General features: G+C 43.1%; 15 protein-coding genes and 1 pseudogene. 5 read left to right on the forward strand and 11 right to left on the reverse strand.

Going from position 1 to position 20,357, the window contains the following annotated elements; genetic code table 11:
• Positions 1 to 120 precede the first annotated feature (120 nt).
• Positions 121 to 1,404: an RNA-guided endonuclease IscB gene (gene iscB / locus AC5590_RS23325; RefSeq protein ID WP_169265781.1), complete on the reverse strand. Its 1,284-nt coding sequence runs from the start codon at positions 1,402 to 1,404 to the stop codon at positions 121 to 123.
• Between the two features lie 307 nt (positions 1,405 to 1,711).
• Between iscB and AC5590_RS23330 the strand changes: the two genes are divergently transcribed.
• Positions 1,712 to 2,161, forward strand: a complete 450-nt coding sequence (locus tag AC5590_RS23330) for a DUF4332 domain-containing protein (protein WP_169265782.1) — start codon at positions 1,712 to 1,714, stop codon at positions 2,159 to 2,161.
• A gap of 40 nt (positions 2,162 to 2,201) precedes the next feature.
• Here the strand turns inward: AC5590_RS23330 and AC5590_RS23335 are convergent, their stop codons facing one another.
• The gene (locus tag AC5590_RS23335) at positions 2,202 to 2,816 is read right to left on the reverse strand and encodes a TetR/AcrR family transcriptional regulator (RefSeq protein WP_169265783.1); all 615 of its coding nucleotides are present in this window, start codon (positions 2,814 to 2,816) and stop codon (positions 2,202 to 2,204) included.
• A 406-nt stretch (positions 2,817 to 3,222) separates the two neighbouring features.
• Between AC5590_RS23335 and AC5590_RS23340 the strand changes: the two genes are divergently transcribed.
• Both AC5590_RS23340 and AC5590_RS23345 read left to right on the forward strand, forming a co-directional pair.
• The gene (locus AC5590_RS23340) at positions 3,223 to 4,803 is read left to right on the forward strand and encodes a M16 family metallopeptidase (protein ID WP_169265784.1); all 1,581 of its coding nucleotides are present in this window, start codon (positions 3,223 to 3,225) and stop codon (positions 4,801 to 4,803) included.
• A 90-nt stretch (positions 4,804 to 4,893) separates the two neighbouring features.
• The gene (locus AC5590_RS23345; RefSeq protein ID WP_169265785.1) at positions 4,894 to 6,366 is read left to right on the forward strand and encodes a M16 family metallopeptidase; all 1,473 of its coding nucleotides are present in this window, start codon (positions 4,894 to 4,896) and stop codon (positions 6,364 to 6,366) included.
• 300 nt (positions 6,367 to 6,666) lie between these two features.
• On the opposite strand, the gene AC5590_RS23350 is transcribed toward AC5590_RS23345, so the two are convergent.
• From AC5590_RS23350 to AC5590_RS23380, 7 genes and pseudogenes are all read right to left on the reverse strand, one after another.
• Positions 6,667 to 7,488, reverse strand: a complete 822-nt coding sequence (locus AC5590_RS23350) for a DUF6174 domain-containing protein (RefSeq protein ID WP_318284318.1) — start codon at positions 7,486 to 7,488, stop codon at positions 6,667 to 6,669.
• Between the two features lie 181 nt (positions 7,489 to 7,669).
• Positions 7,670 to 7,885, reverse strand: coding sequence for a hypothetical protein (locus AC5590_RS23355; protein WP_169265786.1), 216 nt, complete (start codon positions 7,883 to 7,885; stop codon positions 7,670 to 7,672).
• Between the two features lie 552 nt (positions 7,886 to 8,437).
• Positions 8,438 to 9,151, reverse strand: a complete 714-nt coding sequence (locus AC5590_RS23360) for a phycobilisome rod-core linker polypeptide (RefSeq protein ID WP_169265787.1) — start codon at positions 9,149 to 9,151, stop codon at positions 8,438 to 8,440.
• A 214-nt stretch (positions 9,152 to 9,365) separates the two neighbouring features.
• A complete protein-coding gene (locus tag AC5590_RS23365; RefSeq protein WP_169265788.1) occupies positions 9,366 to 10,931 on the reverse strand; it encodes a chlorophyll a/b binding light-harvesting protein in 1,566 nt (521 codons plus the stop codon).
• 1 nt (position 10,932) lies between these two features.
• The gene (locus AC5590_RS23370; protein WP_169265789.1) at positions 10,933 to 11,985 is read right to left on the reverse strand and encodes a chlorophyll a/b binding light-harvesting protein; all 1,053 of its coding nucleotides are present in this window, start codon (positions 11,983 to 11,985) and stop codon (positions 10,933 to 10,935) included.
• Between the two features lie 477 nt (positions 11,986 to 12,462).
• Positions 12,463 to 13,500, reverse strand: a pseudogene (locus AC5590_RS23375) (chlorophyll a/b binding light-harvesting protein); the annotation flags it as partial.
• Between the two features lie 382 nt (positions 13,501 to 13,882).
• On the reverse strand, positions 13,883 to 14,173 hold the full coding sequence (locus tag AC5590_RS23380) for a hypothetical protein (RefSeq protein WP_169265791.1): 291 nt from the start codon (positions 14,171 to 14,173) through the stop codon (positions 13,883 to 13,885).
• Positions 14,174 to 15,292: 1,119 nt separating this feature from the next.
• Here AC5590_RS23380 and AC5590_RS23385 point away from each other — a divergent pair.
• Entirely contained in the window at positions 15,293 to 16,339 is a 1,047-nt protein-coding gene (locus AC5590_RS23385; RefSeq protein WP_169265792.1) for an SGNH/GDSL hydrolase family protein, read from the forward strand.
• A 77-nt stretch (positions 16,340 to 16,416) separates the two neighbouring features.
• Here the strand turns inward: AC5590_RS23385 and AC5590_RS23390 are convergent, their stop codons facing one another.
• A complete protein-coding gene (locus AC5590_RS23390; protein ID WP_169265793.1) occupies positions 16,417 to 16,896 on the reverse strand; it encodes a hypothetical protein in 480 nt (159 codons plus the stop codon).
• 257 nt (positions 16,897 to 17,153) lie between these two features.
• Between AC5590_RS23390 and AC5590_RS23395 the strand changes: the two genes are divergently transcribed.
• Positions 17,154 to 18,443: a hypothetical protein gene (locus AC5590_RS23395; protein WP_169265794.1), complete on the forward strand. Its 1,290-nt coding sequence runs from the start codon at positions 17,154 to 17,156 to the stop codon at positions 18,441 to 18,443.
• Positions 18,444 to 18,557: 114 nt separating this feature from the next.
• Here AC5590_RS23395 and AC5590_RS23400 read toward each other — a convergent pair whose 3' ends face one another.
• Entirely contained in the window at positions 18,558 to 19,703 is a 1,146-nt protein-coding gene (locus AC5590_RS23400) for a SpoIID/LytB domain-containing protein (protein WP_169265795.1), read from the reverse strand.
• Positions 19,704 to 20,357 lie beyond the last annotated feature (654 nt).

Consider the following 20,357-nt stretch of genomic DNA (forward strand, 5'->3'; position numbering starts at 1 on the left):
TTTCTCACACAAACCAAAGGCGGAAGCCCACGAGGAGGTGTGAGAAATCCCGATTTCTCACACCTCCGTCCTTCAGGCGTGGGAGGAAGCCGACACGACTTTAGTCGCCGTCCAGAAATCCTAAAATGCATAATTGTACCCGTCATTTTTGTGAATGTGTGTGCAACATTTATAACTAATACCTGACACCCTTCCAGATTTAGTAGATATGTCGAAACTACCACTCTTGCGGCACAAGACACGACCTACGTATTTACCCGTCTTCTTCCCAGACTCAACGACGGCTTTAACAATGTCGCCAGTTCTAAACCCGAAGTGAAGCACTTTGCGCTCATGATGACGTGTCGAAAATCCGTATTTATCGGTTCCGCACATCTGCCGTGTTCCGTGTCCAGTCGCCTTAAGCAGGAGTGGCTTAACGTATTTGACGACCAGAGTAAGCGTGGAAAGCCCAACACAAGCCGCATCAATCCAATGGGTCTTATCTAAACCTTGTTGGGTGCGATTGAACTTAGTTAATCCTCCGCTGCCCGTCTCTACAGGTAACTCCGTTGCTTTGAGTACCTCCAGCAACTTGAACCGAGTAGCATTGACTGCTGTAGTGTCGGCAAGTGGTTTCTTAGCTTGCGACAATATCTTCTTGAGCAAGTCAGGCTTGTTTTTCAAGAATAGCTCAATTGGCTTGTTGCCCTTTTTCAAATTGCACTTTTCACACGCCAAGCATAGATTACTAATGCGGTTAGAACCACCTAGTGAACGTGGGTGAATATGCTCTATTTGCAGTGGAACATCTTTAATCTTGCAGTAAGCACATTGACGGAGCCACTTATCAAGCAAGTACTCTCGCGTCTCATAACCAGCAAGTGTGCCTTGCTGATATTCCTTGCCGCTAATCTCCGGATTTTGGATTAACTGCGTGTCAAATTTCACTAACTCTTGGGAAATGCCAGTAATCGGTGCTAGCTTGCATAGTCGTTTTACCCAAGTCTCAATGTTGTACACACGGCTCATGAGACTAGGTGGCAACCATCCTTTTGGCTTCGTGCGGTTATTGAATCTTGGAGCACGGTAACGAGTTTTGCGGTTGCGCCGACTTCTGCGTAGTTGGCGACGGGATATCAAAGATTCCCGAATAGCAAAGCCTCGGTGTTGCAATTCGGCAGCCCACACAACCTCTCCCGTTTTATCGTTAAGCAACGCCAAACCCGTTGTTTTTGCGCCTGGGTCAATTTTGAATCTTAATGGTTGAACGGAAACCTCAGGTCGTGATTCTTTTAAAATCAGCGTGAATGGGAAGCGATATAAGATTGCGGCTTTATCGTTTCTCAGTAGTTGCCTTGCTTGCGCTGGGTGGATTGGATCTAATGGTCTTTTGTTGGTATCAATTACAAGTACTTTGCTCATACGAGCCTCCTTTCGACTACGCTCAAGGCAAGCCTTTCGGGTGATGTTAGCCTGGACAATGTTATCGGTCGGTACTTTCTATTGCGGCACTGAGTTTAACCCTTTACGTCTGTTTAACCGTTTCGTTCTAGTATCCTGGAACTGGCTTTGTATTCCGGAGTAGGTTCTTTAACACTTACCGATAACGTAGTACGCGGGGTACTTAGTCGGGTCAACTAGGGCTTACAACGACTTGGTCGCTGGAAGCCCACGGCTTCTGGCCGTGGGTGTTGACTATATTTGTATAGCGTATTTGTTTTTTCAAAAAATGTCTCTTAAACAAAAAGTAAACGTCAGTCCTATCTCATCCTCTAATTGGTCTATTGAGCAATTGCCTGGATTGAGTCAGCAAGAGCAAGCCCAACTGCAAAACTGTGGAATTACAACCACAGCCGCACTCGTTAAACAAGGGAAAACACCTGCGGATAGGCTAGTGCTGGCAAATAAATTACATATCCATCTTCAGTATGTGAATAAATGGGTAGCATTGGCTGATTTAGCTCGTATCCCCGGTGTCGGAACACAATATTGTGGATTGTTGCTGCATGCTGGTATTGCTTCTGTGGTACAGTTAGCAGCTACCCCCATTCACAGATTGCACCAACAACTTCTGCGTTTGGTGGTAGCAACCATGCAACGACGAGATTTGTGTCCTTCGATTGAGCAAGTTCAACAGTGGAGTCAACAAGCGAAAACAGTACTGAGTAATGAGCGATGAACTTAGTACGCAAAACAAGAAATTGTTGACTGTTGACTGATTACTCTGTTGCCAAGACTCCATTCAGGAAGATATCAGCTAATCCTTCTGCCATTTGCTGCATTTGTTGGGGTGAGGCGTTTGGTTCCATAAGGGTGTTGTTGGAAAAGCCTGCAACGGCAAACATTCCTAGAAAAACCTTGGCGACAAGTTTGGCATCCATGCGACGATAGATTCCTTTATCCATTGCAGTTTGAAAGAATGCCTCGCCAACATCAGTCATTTTGGCAATGACTTCAGACTGGATGCGATCGCGCAAGTCTGGGTGAAACTGTGCCTCCATAAAACAAACCCGCATCAAGTCCGCGTTTTTTTGCATATTCCACATCCGGCGACGCATAACCTGAGCGACAGCCTTATAACTCCCCATTTCACTCAATTCTGTGAGCAAGTCTGTCAGAATTTCCACCCACCCTTGAGTTGCAACCTCTATCAAAATCGCCTTTTTATTGGAAAAATGACGAAACAGCGTGCCTTCAGCAACTCCTGCTGCTTGTGCCAAGTCGCGGGTGGTTGTGCCATCAAATCCTTGAGACGCAAACAGTCGTCTTGCCGCATCTAGAATGCGGGTGCGTGTTTGTGTTTCTGAAGATGGAGGAGCATTAAAAATTCGCATAAAAATTATGATGATATCGCTGGAATAGAATGTGTAGCATTATTGTCTAATTTAAATGCAATAACAATGGAAAGCTTAATACAAGATTAAGACCTTGTTGACTGACGATGCCAACTCGTATACTCACTTTTCCCCGCAAAGGGATGAAAACACTTTATCTGAGGGTATTTTGACGATAAGCCGTCTTACCGCATCTGGAATGCGGGCGCATGTTTGTGTTTCTAAGAATAGAGAAGAATAAAAATTCCTATAATCACAGCTATAGTGAAATATCCGGAACAGGATGTGTTGCATGATTGTCTAAGGTTTAATGCAAGAACGACAGAAAACTTAATACAACACTAAGACCCTCTTGACTGACTAAACTGTTTATATTGTCAAGCGAACTTTACTTTTTTTTTCGTGTATGCACAAGCCCAACCACTCATACCAGAGGAAACTTAAAAACAAGGCAAGTCAACTTTTCGTATCTTTTGTTATAGCAGTTCTTCTTTGGTGGGAGTTACTACCGGGAGTTGCTTTAGCACAAACTCAGACTCCAGCGCCTACTGAAAACTCGATTCAACCTTATTTGAATCGGGTGATGAAGCAATTGAGTGAGTTCCGCCTCGACAATGGTTTGAAGTTCATTGTCTTGGAAAGACATCAAGCTCCTATTGTTTCTTTTCTAACTTATGCTGATGTCGGTGGTGTGGATGAGCCAGATGGAAAGACTGGTGTAGCTCACTTTCTGGAACATTTGGCTTTTAAAGGTACGACGCGTATAGGTACTTCTAATTACCAAGCCGAAAAGCCACTACTTAACCGTTTGGATCAATTGGCAGAGCAAATTATAGCAGCAAAAGCGGCTAATAAAAAAGATGAAGTTGCTCAGTTAGAAGCCCAGTTCAAGAAAATAGAAGCACAAGCCGCTAAACTCGCCAAGCAAAACGAATTAGGACGAATTGTGGAACAGGCGGGAGGCGTGGGTTTAAATGCCAATACCTCCACGGAAGCGACTCGTTATTTTTATAGCTTTCCTTCTAATAAGTTGGAACTGTGGATGTCGTTGGAATCAGAAAGATTTCTTGATCCTGTGTTTCGGGAGTTTTACAAGGAAAAAGATGTCATTTTAGAAGAGCGACGTATGCGGGTGGAAAATTCTCCCATCGGAATCATGATGGAAAAGTTGATTGATACATCTTTCAAAGTCCATCCCTACAAGCGTCCAGTGATTGGTTACGACCAAGATATCCGTAATTTAACACGGGAAGATGTCCAGAAGTTTTTCGATGCGTACTATGTCCCCAATAATTTAACTATTGCTGTGGTTGGTGATGTCAAGTCCGCTGAGGTTAAAAGACTAGCACAAATTTACTTTGGGCGTTATAAGGCAAAAGAAAAAGGCGTTGCTCAAATTTCTGTAGAACCGAAACAAACACAACCCCGAGAAGTGAGTGTTGAACTACGCTCTCAACCCTGGTATCTGGAAGGTTATCATCGTCCCGCAATGACTCATCCAGATCATGTGGTTTATGAAATTATTGGTAGCTTGCTCAGTAGTGGGCGTACGTCGCGACTGTATAAGTCTTTGGTGGAAAAGCAGCAGTTAGCGCTCACGGCACAGGGTTTTAGTGGATTCCCAGGAGATAAGTATCCTAATTTGATGTTGTTCTATGCTCTCACAGCTCCGGGTCACACGGTTGATGAAGTGGCTGTGGCTTTGCGTCAGGAAATTGAGAGGTTGAAGACAGAGCCAGTTTCTGAGACTGATTTGAAGCGGGTGAAAACACAAGCGCGAGCAAGTTTGTTACGCATACTTGATTCCAATATGGGAATGGCACAGCAGTTGTTGGAGTATGAAGTGAAAACTGGCTCTTGGCGGAATTTGTTTAAGGAGTTGGATCAAATTATAGCTGTGACGCCTGCTGATATTCAACGGGTGGCGACAGCGACGTTTACAACGGAAAATCGTACAGTTGGTAAGATTTTGTCGAAGCAAAGTTGATTGACGGATAAGAGGAATGAACCGCTAAGACACGAAGGGCACGAAGGAAGAGATATGAAGAGATTTAGGGGTAGAAGGGATAAGAAAAGGATGAGACGTCTTTACTCGTTGCTGGTTTGTTTTGTGTTGGTTGGATTGTTATGCTTTGGAGTATACAACACATCTTGGGCGGCGACGGCGGCAAAGCATTACACAGAGTTGCAACTTCCACCATTACCTCAGGTGAAGATACCGAAGTATGAACGGTATGTGATGAAGAATGGCATGGTTGTGTATTTGATGGAGGATCATGAGCTACCGTTGGTGAGTGGTTCGGCTATAGTGCGTACGGGCGATCGCTTTGAACCCGCAGATAAAGTTGGCTTGGCTGGGTTGACAGGTGTTGTGATGCGTTCTGGAGGAACAACCAAGCATACACCGGATCAACTCAATCAGATCTTGGAACAACGCGCGGCAATGGTTGAAACTGGCATTGGTGAAACTGCTGGTAATGCTAGTTTTCAGTCACTCAGTGAAGATTTGGAAACGGTTTTTGGGTTGTTTGGTGAAGTTCTGCGCGAGCCAGTTTTCGCGCAGCAAAAGTTGGATTTGGCGAAAACACAGTTGCGGGGTGCGATCGCTCGTCGCAATGACGATCCAGATGATATTGCAAGTCGGGAATTTCAGAAATTGATTTATGGTAAAGACAGTCCCTATGCTCGCACTCAGGAGTATGCAACGCTGAAGAATATTTCCCGTGAGGATTTGATCAAGTTTAAGCAGCAGTCTTTTTATCCCAATAATATGATTTTGGGAATTGTGGGGGATTTTGACTCTAAGAAAATGCGATCGCTGATTCAAGCTCAGTTTGCTGACTGGAAACCCAATCCCAATTTGGTTAAACCTCAGTTACCCAAAGTGTCGGAAAATAAACAAAGTGGTGTGTTTTTTGTCAATCAGCCACAACTGACTCAAAGCAATATCTTGATTGGGCACTTGGGAGGACAGTTTAATAGTCCTGATTATCCAGCGCTGGATGTATTGAATGGAGTGTTAAATGGCTTTGGTGGACGCTTGTTTAATGAAGTCCGATCGCGTCAAGGTTTAGCTTACTCAGTTTCCGGTGCTTGGAGTCCCCGATACGACTACCCTGGAATGTTCATTGCTGGCGGGCAAACACGCTCGAATGCGACAGTGCAATTCGTTAGAGCGCTACAGCAAGAAATCAAGCGCATACAAACTCAAAACGTCATGCCTAAAGAGTTAGCTTTTGCGAAAGACTCTACCCTCAACTCGTTTGTTTTCAATTTTGAAGATCCTGGGCAAACTTTGTCACGCCTCATGCGGTATGAATATTATGGCTATCCGTCTGATTTTCTGTTTCGCTATCAAAAAGCAGTCGCCGCAACAACAGCTGCTGATGTCAGGCGGGTAGCGCGCAAATATCTTAAACCAGACAATTTGGTGACTTTGATCGTTGGAAATCAAAGCGCTATTAAACCACCACTAACACAATTGGCAACGCAAGTGACACCAATAGATGTGACTATTCCTGGTTCACCAACACAAGCAACAAGAAATTAATACGTAGTGATTTGTCTCATTAATTTTGATAGTTTGTAGAGACGTTGCCCTCCGGGTATCTCCTGAGCCCTAAGCAATGGTGTTGTAAAACAGAAACAGCCAGATTAGGGCTAGGAAATCATACCTTAGCCTTGTTTTGCGCCCTTACTGGCAAGGCGACTCCAGCCGCTGCGTGGCAAGGTGAAGACTTGCCCCTTGCTCCCTTCTGTCGCCTTGCCTCTTGCACTGCTGAGCTAAATTGACTTTATCCTACAAGCCGTAAAACCCCTATGCCTTCACTTCTGCAATCGCTTTTCGGGGTTACTCCAACACAACTGCTTTAACATTGTTAGATGCGTAAATTTTGACACCCAAGAAGTTACCTTGTCGTGGTAAGGGACTGTAAATTGCCTTTATAGGCGTTATTACTTGTGCAGCAGATCCATTTGGTGGTTGGGCTACGAAATCAAATTCTACAAAATCAATTTCACCATTTGGTGCTGAAGGGCGCAGAATTAATTCGGCATCTCTCCAACCCGCCGTGCTCACAATTCCATATGCTGTTATACTCTGGAGTTCCTGAGATACCTCTATATTCTGTACTTCAAACACTTTCGTCTTGGTCGTCTGAGCCTGAGTGAAATTTTCAACTGTCAGAAACAATTCCTCATCAGCTATCCTACGGTCGTAATCTATATTAATTTGGGTTGGATAGCCCAAAGTGGGATTGTATTGTACGTTGATGCTATCTGCCCGACGTGTAATTGCATCTCTAATCACATCAAAGAGTTTAGGAATCGTATCGTACCTATTAAATAACTCTGGATTGGCTGGCTGACCAGTACTTTGAGAAGTCACGGAAGATGTGCTACCATTACTTACCTTAATTACGACAGGTCCTCTGGCTTCATTTGTGCAGAAACAACTTCTGGTAAGTGTGTAACTATAATCGAGAACTCCTTGTTTGTTCCATAATTTTTGATTTTTTGTGAGTTCCTTTGAGTCGGTTACATTTTCTTGGTTGGAGTTTTCTTGCGTTTGTACAAGTTGTACTTGTGCTTCTGTTAGGGGAAGAGCCATGACAGGCGCATTCCAGCAGAGTAATAGAGTTAAAAAGATGCCAATAACCAGTGATAAGCGCATACTGTTCCTTTGAAATGGATCTGCAAATTAATAGTTACAAGCCTTTTCAACTTATGCACTCCCCCTTTTTGCAAAAATGGGGGGTGGTGGGGTAGACTCAAACTGATTTCGCCTGCCAATTACCTCTGTTTTTATTTACCGTCGCTAAGGTCGTCCCCTAACATCTGAGCATAAACTTTTGCTATCCCTCTTGAGCTTCTATAGTCACGTTAATCGTGTTTTCTCCTGCAAATCCGCCCTCACTACCTGATGTTTCAATAATTTTCCATTGAATGCGTAGGTCGGAAGTACCTGGGCTTGATAAAGCGTTTAGTGCTTTACGAATAGCTTCATTAAGAGCCGATTGAAAATTCCCTTCTTCTGAGGTTCCTTGAAATTGTTCTTTATTTAATGACATTTTACGTTTTATTAAGTTGAGCTACTTATAAACATAGTATCTAGCTGCAATTATTTTGATAATTAACTATTTTTAGAAAGAGATGATTAAGTATTAACTATTTTTAGATTATCTCCTTAACAGCCATCGCTCGTGCAATCTGACGTTATACCTGTCTATTTTTGATAAAATCTTCACTCTGATTGCATACACATCGCTATAACCTAAGCATTTGTCGCAAATAGGGGTTCTGGCAATACGGTTCGGATAAACATGGGAGCAAGGAAAGGGGAATATGAGAGAGAAAGAGTTATCGTCCATCAACTCTTGTTCTCCCTTGCCCCTAGCAAGACTGCTGTCTCAACGAATAGATGCCTTAACCAAACGGTAGCGTGTCTAGCTTAAAATGCTGGGTTGAGGATCTTAGGATGACAATTCTTGTTAGATATTAGTGATATAAAATCCGGTAGGGTTGGAATCATTGTATACGCGACTTATGCGCTTACGCGCAGGCTGCGCCAACACAAATCAAACAGAATTGATATGGAGAATAGTTTCATAACTGCAAATAAGTTATTTAGGAGTCGCAACAGCTATCAACGTCAAAAATAACATAGCAAGTGCAAGAATTGGAACTGCAAATATCACCTTTCGATAAACAGAAGCACTTTTATCTGCCACGCCATAATAAAAAGGTCGTAGTTGACCGATTTTTCGCATTTGCTTCAGGTAATGATCATCGTAGCGTGCCATACGGGCAAAGGGAAGTTCGCCTTGCGATCGCTGCGGTAAAATCCGTCGTCGTTGATAAGGAACTGTAGAAAACCCAAAGTTGTTTAGATATTCTTCGCTGTTTAATAACTCATCAATAAAACCCCGCAGTCCCTTGGTTGCTAAAACAATTGACCAAGCTAATTTTTCACGGTTGTCATATACATTCCGTCCCAACAAACGCTGAATGCACATTTCAACAAAGCGGTAGTTATTGTTTGTCTCGTAGTTCAACCGACGAAAAGAATCAGATAAAACTAACCCTTTAATAAAATCTCGCACAGTAATTTGATTGGCGTGAAGTTGAGATTCCAAAGCAATTTGGCGATGGCTTGCAATCTGTTGTTGCTCATTGAAAACTTGCCGATATGCTGCCCGGATAATTTCATCTACTTCCGTACCTTTGGGCAAATTATCCGTAGTATATATCCTAGGTTGTTCATCACCGGGAATTTCATAGCCATTTACACGTTGATTCTGGCTCGATAATGGATAACTCAGAAGGGAAATAGTCATGGTTGAAATCTTTGTTAATTAATGAATTTTTTAATTGGATTGGGGATTGGGAATTGGGAATGACTCTCTTCGGTGCTCTAAAATTACCTCTGACAGTAAAGCGTATTTTCTCTGCGCTCTCTGCGTCTCTGTGGTTTTAAAATAGTAATCTTTTGGCAACAAGGGAGTAGGAATTAAAACTTCTTCCTATCACCCAATACCCAATACCCATTACTTACGAGCCAATACCTGCTCGTGCAACTTCAAGTAGGATGAAGCCAGCAAAAATCACACCTCCGATCCCACCAACGAGAAAGCCAGAAGAAAAGAAGCTCCAACCCCTTTTGCTTTGGAGGTTCTCAGGTAAAACCCCAACGGGTTTTTGTTTTTTGCCAAACACAGAAATACCGTAAGAATACAGGCAAAGACTTAAAATCACCACTAACCCGGATGCAGAGGCTAATCCGGCTGGAAGTGCAATGTCTGTATCGCGCAGGGGACCAAGTTTCAAGAACGGACCCAGCAAGAAATAACCGTGCGCCATACCAATCTCTAACCCGCGTGTAATTGGTGACAACCCATCACGGTAAATCGGTAAATTTTTGAGCCAACCGAGGCTGACACTGCTGTTGTTGACGGGAGTAGCCAAGTTTCCTAAATGAAAGTCGCCTTTGTAGGGCTGTACAATCCCTTCAAACACGGCGCGATCGCTAAATTGAATATCCCCAAACAAAGCATCGGCATTAAATTTCATCTCGCTGAATACAAATCCAGCAGCGATCGCTCTTGCTCTCAGGGCGTGCCAAAAATGTCCCGCTAGCAACAAGCTTGCAAAGATAATATGGAACAACATCAACCAGGTACGGGGAGTGATAATCCCGTCTACAGTTGTCGTTCCAACCGGACCATAAAACACACTTGGATAAACGGTGTCATTTACCCAAACGAAAAAGGCAGCAAAGAATCCCATATAACCAAGAGCCGCTTGACTATAGGATAAATATGCTTCACCCGACCAAACAAATAACCCTTTCGTCCATTCCTTTGGTGCGGTGTTGATATGCCAGATTCCGCCCAAGATACACATTGTTCCAACCCAGATGTGACCACCAACCACATCTTCTAGGTTATTAACACTAGCCATTCCCTTGAGTGTCCAGCCATCACGACTAAAGCCAACTAAATAGCCAAAAATCACCGCTGGATTCAAGGTTGGGTTGGAAATTACCCGGACTTGCTGGGCGACTGGATCGTACAATCCACCAAACAACACAGCTTTGGCAACTAATAACAGCGCTCCTAAACCCAGTAGTACTAAGTGGATACCGAGAATCGTCGTCATTTTGTTACCATCTTCCCAACGGTAACCAAAACCCTTCTCATCTAACTTATCTGGACCTAGCACCGCATGGTAAATACCACCTGCTCCTAACACAGCAGAACTAATCAAATGCAAAATCCCAACTACAAAATAGGGATAAGTATCGACTATTTGACCGCCTGCACCAACACCCAAACCTAATGTTGCGAGATGGGGTAACAAAATTAACCCCTGTTGGTACATTGGTACATTTGGATCGAAACGGGATAGTTCAAACAAGGTCATTGCACCTGCCCACAGCACAATCAATCCAGCGTGGGCAACATGGGCACCCAGGAGTTTACCTGAAAGATTGACAAAGCGGAGGTTTCCAGCCCACCAAGAATAGGGGTCTTGAGACTGGGCGACGTAGTTGATAGCGACTGTTGGATCGTCAGAAAACCCAAGGGGTTTCAAAGGACTTACATTTGTTGATGTCATATTATTTCACCTGTCCGCGTGTGGATGCGATGACTTTACCTTCTGTGAAGCTGTAACCTGCAGCCCGCAGTGCATGGAACAGATGTCCTTGCAAAAAGAAGAAGCCCAACCAAAAATGAGCATTCGCGAGCCAGACTCGACTAGTTAATGCTCCATCTGTACTAGCAAAGAGGGGGAAGCGGTCGAATATCAATGTTAAAGTCGATCCATAAAACTCTGTTGGGAATACTATTGTATTTACCGATACAAACAGCGTTGCCACAAATGCCATCAAGCTTACGGCTCCAATGCTGTAGGATAAATAGGCTTCACCGGACCAGACAAATAAGTTCTTTGCCCATGGGAATGGTTGAGTGCGAATATGCCACAATCCACCCAACACACACATGGCACCAACCCAAATATGACCACCGATCACATCCTCCAGGTTATTGACACTCGCTAACCAAAGCTTGCCATGCGTACCGAATAAATAGCCAAAAATTACTCCTGGATCTAAAGTCGGGTTTGTAATCAAGCGAACGCTTTTAATGAGTGGGTCGTAAATTCCCCCAAAAGCCATTGCTTTCGCCACTAACAAGAATGCACCTATCCCCAACACGATCAAATGAATGCCAAGAATACTTGTCATTTTGTTGGCATCATCCCATCTATAGCCAAAACTTGGAAATTTTGTTTCTAGCTGTTTGGGGCCAACGAAGGTATGGAAAAGTCCGCCCGCTCCCAAAAACGCAGAGCTGATCAAATGAATCACGCCTACTACAAAGTATGGGTAGGTATCTACAATTTGACCACCTTCACCAACACCAAGCCCTAACCGAGCTAAGTTTGGCAGTAGAATCAAACCCTGCTCATACATTGGGCGTGTTACGTCGAAATTAGCAACTTCAAATAACGTCATCGCTCCTGCCCAGAGTACAATCAACCCCGCATGGGCAACATGAGCACCGAGTAATTGTCCGGAGAGGTTAACTAAACGGGCATTCCCCGCTCTCCAGGGAATCTCCTCGGTTCTTCCATTTGTGGTTACAGTTGTTGCAGTTGTTGCAGTCATTCGTCGAATTGCTCCTTGAAAAATTTAATTTTGTCGTGCTGAGTTTTGAGCAAAGAAGTTAGGACTTATGATTTCTGTGTTACTTCACCCTAACCCTGTCCTTGATAAGGAGAGGGAAGGCAGGCGGGTGAGGTTCTTCGTGTTTTATAAGTCCGGACATGAAATTCACTCGCTACTTCCCGCATAGCGCCAAAGGATTTGCCATACGCATATGAGACCGACCACAATATCAGTTATCAGTTATCAGTTACCAGTTATCAGGGGGGCTTGCCCTGAGCTTTGTCGTTTGCGTAGCGCCCCCTCCGGGGCTAGGGTCAAGAAATCGCTGACTCTGTTAACTGTTGACTGTTAACCGTTCACTGTTTGAATGAGGTTATGGGGTGGAATTTATAGACTCCCAACTCAGGCAGTCGGATTGACAACACTTGTCATAACAGCAGGTCTCACATCCTTGGCGATGAAGTCAAAGAAAGTATTGAAGTAAATACCATGAGCTGCTTTACGTGCTCGATAAGCGTGCCAGATATGACCGACTAATGCGAGAAATCCGAAAGCAGCATGAACGCTCGACAAAGCTGCACGCACTGACACAGATCCGCCATTAATAGGTCCATAAAACACGCTTGGGTAAGCAATCTCGTTTACTGAGACAAAACAAGCAACACTAAAACCAGCGATCGCCAAAGCTCCTAAACTATACGAAAGATAAGCTTCACCCGACCACACCAAAGCTCGTTTTGCCCAATCAAGAGGCTGTGAGACGATGTGAAAGATTCCGCCAGCTATGCAAAGAACGCTAACCCATACATGTCCCCCAATGACATCTTCTAAATTATCTACGCTAGCCATGCCAGTTATCGTCCAGCCATTCGGACTGAACCCAAATAAATAACCAAATATTCGAGTTGGGTCTAAATTAGGCTGAATCAGGCGTACCTGCTCTGCTAGAGGATCATATATTCCTCCGAAACGCGTGGCTTTCAAGACCAGCAGCAATGCTCCAAGACCCAGCATGATGAGATGAATTCCTAATATACTGGTCATCTTGTTGCCGTTTTGCCAGTTATAGCCAAACCCTTTCTCATCCAGAACTTCCGGTCCTAATACGGCATGATAAATTCCCCCTGCACCTAAAACGGCTGAACTGATAAGGTGCAGCATTCCAATAACGTAGTAGGGATAAATATCCACGATTTGACCGCCGTCACCCACCCCAAAACCCAGCGTTGCAAGATGTGGTAGTAGAATCAAACCCTGCTCGTACATGGGAATAGCCGGGTCAAAGCGCGAAATCTCAAACAGAGTCATCGCACCTGCCCACAACACAATTAGCCCAGCATGGGCGACATGTGCCCCCAATAATCGCCCAGAAAGATTAATAAACCGAGCGTTACCAGCTAATAGCGGTGCGCCCGATTCCCCCTCGGCTTTTTCATCAGAAGACCAGCCCAGAGTCCGAAACACAGGCTTCCAAAAAATTGAAACGGTCATGCAGTATTCCTTTTTGATGAGCATCAAAAACAGCCGATTGGAATGACCAACCGTTGCTTTTTCTAACTGGTTCCGTCTCTTAAAGGATCGTGTGTTCTCACTGGTGTCACTCGCTTTCTCCCAGATATTTAGATATCAGACATCAAGTATTTAGATATCAGACATCAAGAAAATAAAATTATCTAATGAGATTTAATAGCGATAAATTTCATTATGCAGGTTGAGAGGATTTGCACAATCTAAACTCAAAATTTCGTTACATTAATTTGGATTTTGTTACTTAATCTAGATTTTATGGGTGCAAAACGCTCTTAAGCTTTGCGATTAGACAATGCGTCATCATCCTTCTTCGGCCCTTTACGTTAAACACCTTGCCAAAATCATCACCAAAACCTGGCAAGAGCCACTAATTGAGTGAAATGCCATCACATTTCTTTCGCTGGCATTTCCGAGCAGCATTAGAGTAAGCAGTTTTTGGTTCAAAATCTCGACAAGTTATCGCTTCTTCCGAGCAAGCAATCATAGGGTTTACTGTACACTTAAGACGGTAATCATTCGTAAAGAAATCACAGCGATCGCAAGGAATTTGATGCATTCTTTTTACTTGAGCAGCGCCTTGTTTGAAAGCTAGAACAACACTACAAGCAAATCCGATTACCATGGAAACCCAAAGGCAGATAAAAAATATAGCTAGCATTATTCATCCTCAAAAATATTACAAACAATGACCAAGCCTGCTTCGGGGAGTGGGTGTAAGAGTGTAAAGCCAATAAATCTCCTGCTTTTTTACACCCCTATACCCTTTTCATAACCCGCAGCTAATGACTTTCAACGATAGGGATCAGAGTGAAAAACTCTTACGTAAAAGATATTTTTTACACCAATGAGAAGAGTGAAAATATTAAGCAAGACAAACTAACCGACCTTAGGCTTTGGTGCGACTTAATGATTTGGGGTATTAATTGTTCGTATGCTAGCTTATTGATTTTATGTTGCAAGTATCTTAGCATTTTTTTCCAGTAAATATGTTAGATTTTTCTGATTTTGGTAAAAAATCTTTAGAACAAACTGCTGGTGAGTTTATAGATTAATTCCTGAAATACCATATGTATAAGGGTTTAAGCGGCAAGCTTACGTCTAATTTAAGTATATATACTGGAATCTGCTACTCAATGGGCTTTTCTTATCTTTCAGAATCTAAAACTTATTGATAAAATATTTTGATACTCATGTGGTTGGATTTTAAGTTAGGTATGATTTTCATCAACTTAGGCATTCCTCGCAGGTATGTGTTTCATACCAGGAGACTAAAAAATAAGATGACGGGTTCTCTGAGTGATACTTATGTCGAAAAACTGAGAAATTTGATTGGCAATCGCTGGGATTAAATTTGGAATGTTGTTAACACAAGACAATAACAAAAGATAGGATAATCTACCTTACATCCTCCCACACGATAATCTTCGATTATCGTGTGGACTTGCCAGCCTTGCGATTGGGCTTTCCTGCTTCCTTTAGTGTAAAAATGTACTAAAAAACTAATGACTGGAAATCTTACAGCTTCAAGCCATGGGATAAGTTAAACTTTATTTACTTACTTTCTGATAATTATAAAGAACAGGTAAAGTTACATAACAGTAATTGTCTTATGATGCCTTTATAATTCAAGTTTAGTACATTGCTCACCAAAGCATTTAAATAAACTCTAGTAAAAAAAAACTCTTCAATAAATACACACAAAGCTAGAGTTGAACAAAGGGTATATTAATATCAGAAACCTTAATAGTTTATGAAAAATATAAGGGGTAGAGTCGGCATGAAAAAAGAACTCGTAACTGCTGGATTTGTCTTTTTATCTTTGAGTTTACCGCTAAAAGCTTCGGCTGCAGGTTTTAGTCAATTTAACGTATTTGGTGACAGCCTGTCAGATACTGGTAATGTGTTCACTGTTTCTGGGCAAAACTCACCTACAGGCCCCATTCCCCCAGATCCACCTTACTTTCAAGGACGGTTTTCCAATAATAAGATTTGGGTGGACTATCTTGGACAAGATATCGGATTAACTCCTACATTATTTACTAATCTAAGTACTAAAACTCCCACTCAAGGTATTAACTTTGCCTTCGTAGGTTCTCTCTCTGGTCAAGACAATGCTTTCGTTCCAGGCGCACCAGGAGTTCTCAAGCAAGTTGACACCTTTTTAGCAAATAACCAGAAGGTAGATCCCAATGCACTCTATGCTGTATGGGGAGGTGCAAATGATTACTTGTTTGGTCAGAATCCTAATCCTAATCAAACAGTTAGTAATTTATCAAATGCAGTAGGAGCACTTGCCCAAGCTGGTGCCAAAAATATTTTGGTCTTCAATTTGCCAGATTTAGGCAAAACTCCAATTGCACTCAGAACTGGAAATACTAGCAATTTAACAACTTTAACAAATGCTCACAATGCAGCATTGGCATCAGCTTTGGGTCAATTGAATAACAACAATCCTAGTGTCAATCTTATCCCTGTTGATATTAATTCTCTGTTTAATAGGGTAATCGCCAATCCAGGGGAATTTGGGTTCAAAGATGTTAACACTTCTTGCGTAGTCTATGACATCAGCAACAACCAATTATTGAAAACCTGTAATAACCCAAATGATTATTTGTTTTTTGATGAAGTTCATCCCACTACAAATGCTCATAAGCTCGTAGCAGAAACAGTGCTAGCGGCTATTAGGGCTAAATCTGTCCCTGAATCTTCAACAGTCTTCGGTTTGTTGGGGCTTAGTGCTTTGGGTGCAGCAGCAATGCTCAAACGCAGACAAAAAACAGTTAGCCCCGAGTTCAGTAGCAAGTCAAATTTTGTCACTAAGTAAAACATATACTTAACCGAAGTCAGCCGTGATTCTGAGGAATAACGGCTATGTTTTCATCAACTTCAGTCAAGACTCAACTATTTCTCGGGAGATTTCAAAGCCTCATCTAGAACTTGTCGAGCTTGTTCTGCTTTTGCTCTTGCTTCTTGATAACGCAGATTAGCTTGAGCATAATTTTTGAGAATTTTAAAACCTTCTTTCAGGCGAGTAATTTCCTCCTCAGTTACAGTATTATCTGAAAATAAAACGTCAACTGCCTTACGAACTTCCATAGCTTCAGTGCGTGATTCCTGCACTTTCAACTTGAGCGTAGCTAAGTTGCTCAAAACTTGGACAGCCTGTGTAATAGCGTCTTCATCGCCAGCAGTATCTGTTGGTGTTTCTTTGACTTCAATGAGTTGTTTAGGACCAAATCCATCTTCGAGTTCCGTAGGTAATTCCCCTTCATCCATCCGTTTCATTAACTGATCCATCGCTTTGTCGCGGGCTTTGGCTGAATCTTTACCAGGAACTTCGAAGATAATTTCTGGACTTTGAGCAAGAGTGTACTTAACCATAATTAGGCAGAAAATTTGCAAGTAAACCAAGCCAGGGTAATAATCTTAACGCGAAATCAAGCTTTAAGACCATTAAATGATCCAGTGTGCAACAATAGTTGTTTCTTGAACAGGATCGGGATAATTTTCCTCAAGTAAGAAAAATTAATAGAGCGATATAAAGGTTTTTCTTTATCGTCTCTGGTACGATCTTTCCAAGTTCTGAAAAATGAAACTTTATACTGGAAGAAGAGTTTTTTCGCTATGAGGGAAGAGCAATGGCTCCAAATCCCACCATCATGCAAGCTGTGGAACAATTGGGTTACCGCGTCACTGTTGGAGATGTGGCAACTCAGGCTGGACTAAATGTCGCTCAGGCAAGTCAAGGGTTATTAGCTCTTGCGTCTGATGCTGGCGGACATATGCAAGTGAGTGATACGGGTGACATTATTTATTTATTTCCAAAAGACTTCCGGTCAATATTACGGAATAAGTCTTTGCAATTACAATTGCAGGAATGGTGGAAAAAAGTTTGGGGTATTCTATTTTACCTAATTCGGATATCCTTTGGGATTTTCTTAATTGTTTCCATCGTTTTAATAACTATTAGCATCATTTTAATAATCTCGGCGCTTAACTCAGACCGTGATAGCGACAATAGAGGAGGCGATTTTAGTGGTGGCTTCTTCTACTTCCCAGATTTCTTTTGGTATCTCAGTCCAGATTACGACGCCCGTCAGAGGGAAAGACGCCGCGAGAAAAGCAATCTCAATTTCTTTGAAGCCGTATTTTCGTTTTTGTTTGGCGATGGTAACCCCAATACTAAATTAGAAGAACGCCGGTGGAAAGAAATTGCTACGGTGATTCGTCATAACCGAGGTGCGATCGCTGCAGAACAAATTGCACCGTATCTTGATGATATAGGAGAGGGTTCTGCAAAAGAGTACGAAGACTATATGCTACCTGTTCTCACTCGCTTCAATGGACAACCCAAAGTTAGTCCCGAAGGAGAGATTGTTTATGACTTTCCAGAGTTGCAGGTGAGTGCAGCCAAAAAAAAGCGTCGTCGGTCTATGTCAGCTTATTTGGAAGAATTTCCTTGGCGCTTTAGTGCAGCAAGTTCCGGACAAATTATGCTGAGTGCAGGATTGGGTGTTGCAAATTTTGTTGGCGCATTAGTGCTAGGAAGTTTGTTGAGAGATGGTGCAGTAGCTGCTCAAATAGGTGGGCTCGTTGCTTTTGCGCATGGAATTTATTGGTTATTATTGGCTTACGGAACAGGTTTTTTGGTTGTTCCGTTAATACGGTATTTTTGGATTCAGTGGCGCAATAGTAAAATTGCTGAACGTAACGGCGATCGCCTGTCCCGCGCCAGACAACTAACAGATCCAGACTCTGCGTTGCAGCATAAAATAGCTTATGCTCAGCAGTTTGCAGCAGAAAAAGTCCTTGGTGATGAAGATTTGGTCTACTCTACTGAAACTGACTTATTAGAACAGGAGGTTGAACGTTCTCAAAAAACTGACGCTGAATGGCAAAAACGCTTGCAGCAAGAAAGTGAGGAGTAGGGAGTCGGGAGTCGGGAGCAGGTGAGACAGCGCTGCGGGAGGGTTTCCCTCCGCAGGCGACTGCGAACCCGAAGGGGAGTAGGGGAGAAAATACCCCTTCATCCTCCTCCTCATCTACTTAACCCGAATAGGTGCTAAAGCAACACCTTTGTAATAATAATTCAAAATTTGCAGGTGGTTGTATCCACGCGATGCTAGATTATAAGCCCCCCACTGACTCATGCCTAAAGCATGACCATAGCCAAGCCCTGTTAATGTAAAGCTTCCATTCGCATTGCTGACGGTAAAGCGGGTGCTTTTTAGCTTAAGAACTGTACGCACATCCTCACCTGTTAGCACTTTCTCACCCTTGTCACCAACTATTTTCAAAGCTTTCACGCTTCCGAAAGGCGATGTACTTCCAGAAATAATTTGCTTGACATTTCCAACTTCTGGAACTGCGGTGCTAATTTCTGCCGGGGAAAAAGTTCTGCTCCAGTTACATTCTCTGATATTTTGGTCAAAATCTGGAACAGCACGCAGGTATGGTTGAGCACTTCCCCAAACATCTTCCGAGTTTTCAGTGTGTCCGCCAGAACATGCGTGGAAGACAGAGAGAATAACTCTATTTTTGTAAGTCAGTACTTCGCCAGCTGTAGCATCAACTGCAGCGTAGGTAGTAGGAGATTCACTGCTGACGCCTTTGTAAATTTGCCAACGATCTGGTGAAGCACCCAAATCATAAAGGGGATTATTGCGCTGTTTCTCACGCTCGTAAAGAGCATATGTACGGGCGGCGATCGCCTGAGCTTTCAAAGCTTCACTGGGCCACCGGGGGTCCATTTCGCCACCGATAACGCTGTAGAGATATTCGTCCAAAGCAACCCAGTTAACAACAGATAAACCTTTTTGTGAAGGAACAACAAGAGTTCTGCCACGATACCAGCGATCGCCAATATAAACGAATCCCTTACCTGTTGGCTCAACCCAAAACAGATTAGATCGCCACTTATCCAAAGCAATTCCACCAGGAACCGCTTGAACAGAGTAAGGACTCATTGCCGGTAACTCTCCTAGAGTACGACCACTACTATCCTTGATCACCGCAGTGGTAGAACTACCAACTTTCACCTGATTGACGTCCCTTTGAATTGCCACACGCAGGATTACTGACGATGCTTGAGATGGGGCAACCATAGCTATCCATATCAGGATACCAAGCCACCAATGGCGTCCTTTGACGTTGGAAAATAAAGAGGCTAGGAACACTTGGAATTTCATGTTGACAATTACAGTTACACCTACTATACGTTTGACGCTTGCTTTTGCAGTAGTTTCCTTTTAGGTAGGATTGGAACTCTACCTCATGATAGATGAACTTCCACAAGCTCTCAACGCAATTTGTATGGTATCTGGTTTTTTGAGCGTTCAAACTTTTTCTAGCTTTCTTAGCTTGGTGTGACTTGATCACGGATGGACTTAACCTACTCAAAAACTTAACCGTGATTGACACTGCAAGAACAAAAAGCTTCCGTTGCTAGCAGGGATACTTTCAATCCTTGCTAACAGCGAAAGCTGGTAGATACACACAACTGTTTCTAACAAATCAATGTGAATTTTAACCCGACACGTAACCTTGGGTACCATTACTATTTTCCATATTTGCTGTGACTTTATTACTAGTGGACTGGACCAAGTACCGAATAATGACGATTTCAAAGCCCAAGCCTTGACTTCAGGTATGGGTACTGTTGGGATTGCCCAAAGGGCAGACGCAATCATGCCTATCGCCACGGTGTTGTCGTGTTTCGCGTCTGGTGCTGACGCTGTAAGTTTAACCTAACCATAGTCCGCAGCGACCTCCAGGGCGACCTCCTCCGAAGCGATAGCTAGCCCCTAAGGGGCAAAGCTCGCCGGGGGGAGTATCCCCCCGGC

Origin of the sequence: Brasilonema octagenarum UFV-OR1 (genome assembly GCF_963888615.1) — a bacterium.
Lineage (GTDB): Bacteria > Cyanobacteriota > Cyanobacteriia > Cyanobacteriales > Nostocaceae > Brasilonema > Brasilonema sennae.

Excerpts from the sequence above, each read along its gene's own strand:
- AC5590_RS23395 (WP_169265794.1), top strand. The coding sequence starts at position 17,154 with ATGGCTCCAAATCCCACCATCATGCAAGCTGTGGAACAATTGGGTTAC.
- AC5590_RS23400 (WP_169265795.1), bottom strand. The coding sequence starts at position 19,703 with ATGAAATTCCAAGTGTTCCTAGCCTCTTTATTTTCCAACGTCAAAGGA.
- iscB (WP_169265781.1), bottom strand. The coding sequence starts at position 1,404 with ATGAGCAAAGTACTTGTAATTGATACCAACAAAAGACCATTAGATCCA.
- AC5590_RS23350 (WP_318284318.1), bottom strand. The coding sequence starts at position 7,488 with ATGCGCTTATCACTGGTTATTGGCATCTTTTTAACTCTATTACTCTGC.
- AC5590_RS23385 (WP_169265792.1), top strand. The coding sequence starts at position 15,293 with ATGAAAAAAGAACTCGTAACTGCTGGATTTGTCTTTTTATCTTTGAGT.
- AC5590_RS23360 (WP_169265787.1), bottom strand. The coding sequence starts at position 9,151 with ATGACTATTTCCCTTCTGAGTTATCCATTATCGAGCCAGAATCAACGT.
- AC5590_RS23340 (WP_169265784.1), top strand. The coding sequence starts at position 3,223 with ATGCACAAGCCCAACCACTCATACCAGAGGAAACTTAAAAACAAGGCA.
- AC5590_RS23365 (WP_169265788.1), bottom strand. The coding sequence starts at position 10,931 with ATGACATCAACAAATGTAAGTCCTTTGAAACCCCTTGGGTTTTCTGAC.
- AC5590_RS23380 (WP_169265791.1), bottom strand. The coding sequence starts at position 14,173 with ATGCTAGCTATATTTTTTATCTGCCTTTGGGTTTCCATGGTAATCGGA.
- AC5590_RS23390 (WP_169265793.1), bottom strand. The coding sequence starts at position 16,896 with ATGGTTAAGTACACTCTTGCTCAAAGTCCAGAAATTATCTTCGAAGTT.
- AC5590_RS23335 (WP_169265783.1), bottom strand. The coding sequence starts at position 2,816 with ATGCGAATTTTTAATGCTCCTCCATCTTCAGAAACACAAACACGCACC.
- AC5590_RS23370 (WP_169265789.1), bottom strand. The coding sequence starts at position 11,985 with ATGACTGCAACAACTGCAACAACTGTAACCACAAATGGAAGAACCGAG.
- AC5590_RS23330 (WP_169265782.1), top strand. The coding sequence starts at position 1,712 with ATGTCTCTTAAACAAAAAGTAAACGTCAGTCCTATCTCATCCTCTAAT.
- AC5590_RS23355 (WP_169265786.1), bottom strand. The coding sequence starts at position 7,885 with ATGTCATTAAATAAAGAACAATTTCAAGGAACCTCAGAAGAAGGGAAT.
- AC5590_RS23345 (WP_169265785.1), top strand. The coding sequence starts at position 4,894 with ATGAGACGTCTTTACTCGTTGCTGGTTTGTTTTGTGTTGGTTGGATTG.